The following is a 7150-nucleotide window of genomic DNA, read 5'->3' on the forward strand; positions in this document are numbered from 1 at the left end:
CCCCACACTCGCCGCGAGCAGCACCCAACCTTAGCCCCAACTCACCGCTAAACAGAACCGCCTCAAAAAACCGCCAGGCCCCCTCCGAACAGGAACCCCCGATGCCTAAATTCGCCGCCAACCTAACAATGCTTTTTAACGAAGTACCCTTCATCGAGCGCTTCAACGCCGCCGCCCAAGCGCACTTCAAAGCCGTCGAATTCCTGTTCCCGTACGAATATTCGATCGAACAATTGCGCGAACGGCTCGTGCGCAACGAGCTCCAACTCATCCTGCACAACCTGCCGGCCGGCGACTGGCAGGCGGGCGAACGCGGTATCGCATGCCTGCCTGCGCGCGTGCAGGAATTTCGCGACGGCGTCGCTCGTGCAATCGAGTACGCGAAGGCCCTGGATGTACCCCAACTGAATTGCCTGGTGGGCATAAAACCTGAGAGCGTGAGCCCGGAACAGGCGCACGAAACCATCGTCGAAAATTTGCGCTTCGCCGCAAGCGCATTGAAGAAAGAAGGCATCAGGTTACTGGTCGAACCGTGTAATCACTTCGATATCCCCGGCTTCGCACTGAACCGGTCATCGGAGGCATTGAACGTGATGCGCGATGTCGGTTCGGACAACCTCTTCCTTCAATACGACATCTATCACATGCAGCGCATGGAAGGCGAACTCACCGCCACGATCGAGCGCAACCTGGCATCGATCGCGCATATCCAGATCGCCGATAACCCCGGCCGCCACGAACCCGGCACCGGCGAAATCAATTTCCCGTTCCTGTTCGAACGGCTCGACGCACTGGGCTACGACGGCTGGATCGGCTGCGAGTACAAACCGCTTGGCACGACTTCATCAGGACTCGGATGGATTCCCAAGCACGTCACGACCCCCTCAAAAGGAAACTAGAGCATGGCAACCATCGGTTTTATCGGCCTGGGCATCATGGGCGCGCACATGGCGCGCAACCTGAAACAAGCCGGCCACTCACTGGTGTTCAACGGCGCATATCCCATCCCCGACGACCTGCGTTCGCTCGGCACCGTGGTCGCGAACTCGACCTCGGTCGCCCGTGCGAGCGACACCATTATCGTGATGGTGCCCGACACGCCCGACGTGGAAAACGTCCTGTTCGCCGATGACGGTGTCGCGAAAGGCCTCGAAAAAGGCCAGCTCGTGATCGACATGAGCTCCATCTCGCCGATCGAAACGCAAGCCTTCGCCAAAAAGATCAACGCTCTCGGCTGCGATTACCTGGACGCGCCCGTGTCCGGCGGCGAAGTGGGCGCGCGCGAGGCGTCGCTGACGATCATGGTCGGCGGTCCGCAACGCGCGTTCGATCACGCAAAGCCACTCTTCGACGCAATGGGAAAGAACGTTTCCCTCATTGGCGATAACGGCGCAGGTCAGACGTGCAAGGTGGCGAACCAGATCATCGTGGCGCTCAATATTGAAGCCGTTGCGGAAGCCCTGCTGTTCGCGTCGCGCTCCGGCGCCGACCCCGAACGCGTCCGGCGCGCATTGATGGGCGGGTTCGCGGCATCGCGAGTTCTGGAAGTACACGGCGAACGCATGACGAAACGCACCTTCGATCCGGGCTTCCGTATCGAATTGCATCAGAAAGACCTGAATCTAGCGCTGGATAGCGCCCGAAAACTCGGGCTCGCGTTGCCGAACACGGCGAGCGCGCAGCAATTGTTCAGCGTTTGCGTGGCCAACGGGGGCCGCGCGTGGGATCACTCGGCAATGGTCCGCGCGCTCGAAACAATGTCCAATCACAAGGTCGCGGAGTAAGCACCAGGCAGGGTCCGTCAAGCGGCACCCGGCGAATGACGTGGAAGCCTTGGTCGGTACAGACGTCGTCGCCGGGTGTTCGCCCGCCGGATTCATGCGCCATGTCAAAGCGCTGAACGATAAGCCCGTGCATCGACAAAATGTGACAACTCCATCGGTGAAATCCGAGAACTAATCGTTAGTTCTGGCGACTAAATGGCTCGGCACATCAGAGCCGATCATCGAGTCATTCAAGGAGTTGCAACATGGGTATGTTCAGTTTCATTAAGGAAGCAGGCGAGAAGCTGTTTGGCATTGCTTCGACGACGGCAAACGCCGCCCCGGCACCTGACGCGGCAGCAGCCGCAAACAAGACCGCGAGCGACGCAATTGCATCGTATATTGGCGCGCAAGGCCTTACCGCCACCAATCTTCAAGTCAGCTTCGACGGCGCTTCGCATACCGTGACGGTCAGCGGGCAGGCAGGAGATCAGGCGACGAAAGAAAAGATTCTGGTGGCCGCGGGCAACGTCCAGCACGTAGACAAGGTCGACGACCAGATGACCGTGCTCAACCCGACGCCGGAATCGCAATTTTATACCGTGGTTTCCGGCGACAATCTCTGGAAGATTGCCACTAAGTACTACGGCAACGGCGCGAAGAACGACATGATCTTCGAAGCCAACAAGCCGATGCTGAAAAGCCCGGACAAGATTTATCCGGGACAGGTTTTGCGGATTCCCGCCGCCTGATTGACGGGTTGACGGGTTTATTACGCAGAAAGAGCGCGAACCTCGGTTCGCGTTTTTTTATGCGGCAAGCGGTCAGTAAGTATCGAAGACCGCTTGCAGACCCGACGCTGGTACACCCTTCGACAAAGCCAGCATCAGCAGCACCCTCGCTTTATAGGAATTCAGGGTGTCCGCGCTGATCGAGCCGAGCGCGTCGTCCGGCGCAGCGCCGTTGCGCATCACATGCCCCGCGCCCACTCGCGACGAACGCACCACGGCCACGCCTTGCTTGATGGCATCGGCGACGGCTGCCTGCAGCGTCAAATGCATCGAGCCATTGCCCGTTCCCGCTATGACCAGGCCCTTCACGCCGACGGCAACGAATGCATCGATAGAAGCCCGCGATGCGCCCGCATAACTCGTCACAATCTCCACCTCGGGAAGCGGCCCCGACATCTCGAACGGGCTTTGCAGCGTATGCCGGCGCAACACGGCGCGCTGAAATCTCACTTCCCCATCCTGCACCCAACCCAGCGCACCGACTTCGGGTGAACGGAAGGCATCGACGGCGTAGGTGCTCGTCTTGGTGACCTCGCGTGCGCAATGGATCTGGTTGTTGAAGGCGACCAGCACGCCCTGCTTCCACGCCGCCCGATTCGCGGCCACCGTCACCGCGTTGAAAAGATTCAAAGGGCCATCGGCGGATAAAGCCGTGGCCGGCCGCATGGCCGCCGTCAGCACAACCGGTTTATCGCTTTTCACCGTGAGATGCAGCAGATAAGCCGTCTCTTCCAGCGTGTCGGTGCCGTGCGTGATCACGATGCCGTCCACATCGTCCTGTGCCAGCAACGCATTGACGCGCGCGCAGAGCGTGCCCCAGAGCGCCGGCGTCATGTCCTTGCTGTCGATGCTCGCTACCTGCTCCGCATGAATCCGGGCGATTTGCGACAACGACGGCACGGCGTCGAGCAATTTATCGACGCCAACCACGCCGGCCTTGTAGCCCGACGTCCTGGCGGCATCGCCGGCCTGGCCTGCGATCGTGCCGCCCGTAGCCAGCACGGCGATTCGCGGCAAAGAAGTATGTGAAGGGTTCATGGCTGCAATTGTAATGGACCCTTCGAGCGCACGAAAATCAGGCCGATTCCCGCAACTGGGCCGAGATCTGCGCTTCGTCCAGATGCGGTGCGAACATCTCGATCAGCCGATACGCATACGACCGCAAGAACGCGCCCTTGCGCAAGCCGACGCGCGTGGTACTGGCTTCGAAAAGATGCTGGGTATCGAGCGCGACGAGTTCGGTATCGCGTTTTGCGTCGTAGGCCATCGCGGCCACGATGCCGATGCCCATGCCCAGTTCCACATAGGTCTTGATCACGTCCGCGTCGATAGCGGTCAGCACCACGTCCGGCATTGCGCCAACTTTCACGAACGCCTGGTCGATGTGCGAGCGGCCGGTGAAATCGTTGTCGTACGTGATGATCGGGTATTCGGCGATCTCATCGAGCGTGAGGTTCTCACGACCGACCAGCGGATGTCCCTTCGGCACGACGACCGTGTGATGCCACGAATAGCATGGAAACGTCACGATATCGGGATAGCGGTCGAGTGCTTCCGTCGATATGCCGATATCCGCCTCACCATTGACGATCATTTGCGCGATCTGCAGCGGACTGCCTTGTCGCAACGCGAGGTGGACCTTCGGGAACACCTCCGTGAACTGGCGGATCACCTTGGGCAACGCGTAACGCGCCTGCGTGTGCGTGGTCGCGACCACAAGGTGGCCGTTGTCCTGATCGGCAAACTGGCGGGCGACGCGGCGCAGGTTTTCAGCGTCGAGCAACATCCGCTCGATCACCTGATGCACTTCCTTGCCCGGCTCTGTCAGGCCGGTGAGACGCTTGCCGCGCCGGATGAAAATATCGACGCCAAGTTCATCCTCGAGATCCTTGATTTGCTTCGATACCCCCGACTGCGACGTATACAGCGCGTTCGCAACTTCGGTCAGGTTCATGTTTTGCCGGACGGCCTCACGCACGAAGCGCAGTTGCTGGAAGTTCATGTCTGCCTCTAGTTTTTAAGTTCAAGCTGCGGGAAAAACGCGCAGCGCACGCGGCACGGCGGTCACGCCATCGCCGATAGTCAGATTGAGACCGCGCCAGGTCTCCCGGTCCAGTTCCGCTTCGAGCACATTGCCGTCAGCACCTTCCAGATCCACCCGCACCGAGCCGCCGAGCGTGACCACGCGCCGCACATCGACCACGATGCCATCGCGATGACCGCTCGCTTGCGGAAAAAGCGTCAAATCGTGCGGCCGGACGTAGGCCAGCGCGGGACCGGTGAAGTTGGCGTCGCTCGTAATCGTGATTGCCTGGGTCGCGCCCTGGGCGACAAAACCACTGGCATTGACGTTACCTTTGAGCCGGTTCGCCGCGCCCAGGAACTCGTAGACGAACGACGTCTGCGGATGATCATAGACGTCCTGAGGGCTGCCTACCTGCTCCACATGTCCGCGGTTCAGCACCACGATCCGGTCCGCGACTTCCAGCGCTTCCTCCTGGTCGTGCGTGACAAAAATGGTCGAGATATGAAGCTCGTCGTGCAAGCGGCGCAGCCAGCTACGCAATTCCTTGCGGACCTTGGCATCGAGCGCGCCGAATGGTTCGTCTAGCAGCAGCACTTTGGGTTCGACCGCGAGCGCCCGCGCCAGCGCGATCCGCTGACGCTGCCCACCTGACAATTCCGACGGAAACCGTTGCGCGAGCCAATCGAGTTGCACGAGCTCAAGCAATTCGTGCACTTTCTCGCGAATCACCGCTTCCGATGGCCTCTCCTTGCGCGGTTTCACGCGCAGGCCAAACGCCACGTTTTCGAACACCGTCATATGCCGGAAAAGCGCGTAGTGCTGGAACACGAAGCCCACCTGGCGCTCGCGCGCGCCGACCGCCGCCACGTCCTCGCCATTGAGCACGACCGAGCCGCTATCGGCATATTCGAGCCCCGCGATCACCCGCAGCAGCGTGGTCTTGCCACAGCCGGAAGGCCCCAGCAGTGCGACCAGTTCGCCCGCCGGGAAGTCGAGCGAGACTTGGTCGAGCGCGACGAAATTGCCGAAGCGCTTTTGCAGGTTGCGAACAATGATGCTCATGATAGTTTCGCCTTCTGGTTCGGGACGGACGCGATGAGTTGATCCACGTCGATATCGACTGGCCGGGCCTGCACGGCTTCATCGGACCGCGACATGCCGCGCTCGGCGAGCAGTTTCAAGCCGAGCGTCACGAGGGCGAGCAACGCCAGCAGCGACGCCACGGCGAACGCCGCCGAAAAGTTGTATTCGTTGTAGAGAATCTCGACATGCAGCGGCATGGTGTCGGTCTCGCCTCGAATATGGCCCGACACGACGGACACTGCGCCAAACTCGCCCATCGCACGGGCGTTGCACAGGATCACGCCGTACAGCAAACCCCATTTGACATTGGGCAGCGTAACGCGCCGGAAGATCTGCCAGCCCGTCGCGCCGAGCACGTGCGCGGCCTCCTCTTCGTCGTTGCCCTGCGCCTGCATCAGCGGAATCAGCTCGCGCGCGACGAACGGGAACGTAACGAAGATCGTCGCGAGCACAATGCCGGGCACGGCGAAGATGATCTGCACGTTGTGATCGATGAGCCAGGGGCCGAACCAGCCTTGCGCGCCGAACATCAGCACGTAGATCAGGCCCGAGATCACTGGCGAAACCGAGAACGGCAAGTCGATGAGCGTGGTCAGCAAGGCCTTGCCGCGAAACTCGAACTTCGCGATACACCACGACGCCGCGAGCCCGAAGACCACATTCAACGGCACGGCAATGCCTGCGGTGAGCAGCGTGAGCTTGATGGCCGACCATGCGTCGGGGTCTTTCAGCGAGTCGAAGTAAAAATCAATGCCCTTCGCGAACGCCTGCGCAAACACAGCCGCGAGCGGCACGACAAGAAACAGCGCGAGGAAGGCCAGCGCAATCGCGGTCAGCAACCAGCGCACGGCGCGCCGTTCGGTGACCGGGTCGAGCGTGTGTTGGTTCGGCTTGTTATTGACGGTGTTCATGCTTGCGCCCCGCCGCTACCGATATGCAACGACCCCGCCAATGCCGGCGCGGGCCCGGCGCCGCTTTTGCTCGTCCGCTTTTGCAGGAACCACTGCAGCGTGTTGATCAGCAGCAGCATCAGGAACGAAACGCACAGCATGACGACGGCCAGCGCTGTCGCGCCCGCGTAATCGTATTGTTCGAGCTTCGTGATGATCAGCAGCGATGTGATTTCGGATTTCATCGGCACATTGCCCGCGATGAAAATCACCGATCCATATTCGCCCAGCGCCCGCGCAAACGCGAGCGCAAAGCCGGTCAGCAGGGCGGGCAGCAGCGAAGGCAGGACCACGCGACGGAAAGTGAGCCAGCGCGTGGCGCCGAGGCACGCCGCCGCTTCTTCCTGTTCGCGCTCGAAATCCTCGAGCACGGGCTGCACGGTACGCACCACGAATGGCAAGCCGATAAACGTCAACGCCACCAACACGCCAAGCGGCGTGAACGCCACCTTGATCCCAAGCGGCGCCAGGAACTGCCCGATCCAGCCGTTGGGCGCATACACGGCGGCAAGCGAAATCCCCGCCACCGACGTGGGC

Annotated in this window: 8 protein-coding genes; 3 read left to right on the forward strand and 5 right to left on the reverse strand. The window is 61.0% G+C overall.

Features of this window, described 5'->3' with window-relative positions; all coding sequences use genetic code 11:
- The first annotated feature begins 101 nt into the window (after positions 1-101).
- From hyi to lysM, 3 genes are all read left to right on the forward strand, one after another.
- Positions 102-899, forward strand: a complete 798-nt coding sequence (gene hyi, locus WCA53_RS05085) for a hydroxypyruvate isomerase (RefSeq protein ID WP_423906343.1) — start codon at positions 102-104, stop codon at positions 897-899.
- 3 nt (positions 900-902) lie between these two features.
- Complete coding sequence (locus WCA53_RS05090) at positions 903-1784, forward strand: 2-hydroxy-3-oxopropionate reductase (RefSeq protein ID WP_423906346.1); 882 nt, start codon at positions 903-905, stop codon at positions 1782-1784.
- A 245-nt stretch (positions 1785-2029) separates the two neighbouring features.
- The gene (lysM, locus tag WCA53_RS05095) at positions 2030-2515 is read left to right on the forward strand and encodes a peptidoglycan-binding protein LysM (protein WP_423906351.1); all 486 of its coding nucleotides are present in this window, start codon (positions 2030-2032) and stop codon (positions 2513-2515) included.
- Between the two features lie 72 nt (positions 2516-2587).
- Here lysM and WCA53_RS05100 read toward each other — a convergent pair whose 3' ends face one another.
- The 5 genes from WCA53_RS05100 to cysT all read right to left on the reverse strand — a co-directional run.
- A complete protein-coding gene (locus tag WCA53_RS05100; RefSeq protein ID WP_423906355.1) occupies positions 2588-3592 on the reverse strand; it encodes an asparaginase in 1005 nt (334 codons plus the stop codon).
- A gap of 37 nt (positions 3593-3629) precedes the next feature.
- On the reverse strand, positions 3630-4556 hold the full coding sequence (locus WCA53_RS05105) for a CysB family HTH-type transcriptional regulator (protein ID WP_423906360.1): 927 nt from the start codon (positions 4554-4556) through the stop codon (positions 3630-3632).
- A 21-nt stretch (positions 4557-4577) separates the two neighbouring features.
- Positions 4578-5642: a sulfate/molybdate ABC transporter ATP-binding protein gene (locus tag WCA53_RS05110; RefSeq protein ID WP_423906363.1), complete on the reverse strand. Its 1065-nt coding sequence runs from the start codon at positions 5640-5642 to the stop codon at positions 4578-4580.
- A complete protein-coding gene (gene cysW, locus WCA53_RS05115) occupies positions 5639-6574 on the reverse strand; it encodes a sulfate ABC transporter permease subunit CysW (protein WP_423906366.1) in 936 nt (311 codons plus the stop codon). The genes WCA53_RS05110 and cysW overlap by 4 nt, the downstream gene beginning before the upstream one ends.
- Positions 6571-7150, reverse strand: a 580-nt coding sequence (gene cysT / locus WCA53_RS05120; RefSeq protein ID WP_423906369.1) for a sulfate ABC transporter permease subunit CysT, incomplete at its 5' end; no start/stop codon positions are given. The genes cysT and cysW, both read right to left, overlap by 4 nt.

The organism is Caballeronia sp. (genome assembly GCF_049581465.1).
Taxonomy (GTDB): Bacteria; Pseudomonadota; Gammaproteobacteria; order Burkholderiales; family Burkholderiaceae; genus Caballeronia.

What these genes read in the sequence shown, in the direction of transcription:
- hyi (WP_423906343.1), top strand. Translation starts at nt 102, where the DNA reads ATGCCTAAATTCGCCGCCAACCTAACAATGCTTTTTAACGAAGTACCC.
- WCA53_RS05090 (WP_423906346.1), top strand. Translation starts at nt 903, where the DNA reads ATGGCAACCATCGGTTTTATCGGCCTGGGCATCATGGGCGCGCACATG.
- lysM (WP_423906351.1), top strand. Translation starts at nt 2,030, where the DNA reads ATGGGTATGTTCAGTTTCATTAAGGAAGCAGGCGAGAAGCTGTTTGGC.
- WCA53_RS05100 (WP_423906355.1), bottom strand. Translation starts at nt 3,592, where the DNA reads ATGAACCCTTCACATACTTCTTTGCCGCGAATCGCCGTGCTGGCTACG.
- WCA53_RS05105 (WP_423906360.1), bottom strand. Translation starts at nt 4,556, where the DNA reads ATGAACTTCCAGCAACTGCGCTTCGTGCGTGAGGCCGTCCGGCAAAAC.
- WCA53_RS05110 (WP_423906363.1), bottom strand. Translation starts at nt 5,642, where the DNA reads ATGAGCATCATTGTTCGCAACCTGCAAAAGCGCTTCGGCAATTTCGTC.
- cysW (WP_423906366.1), bottom strand. Translation starts at nt 6,574, where the DNA reads ATGAACACCGTCAATAACAAGCCGAACCAACACACGCTCGACCCGGTC.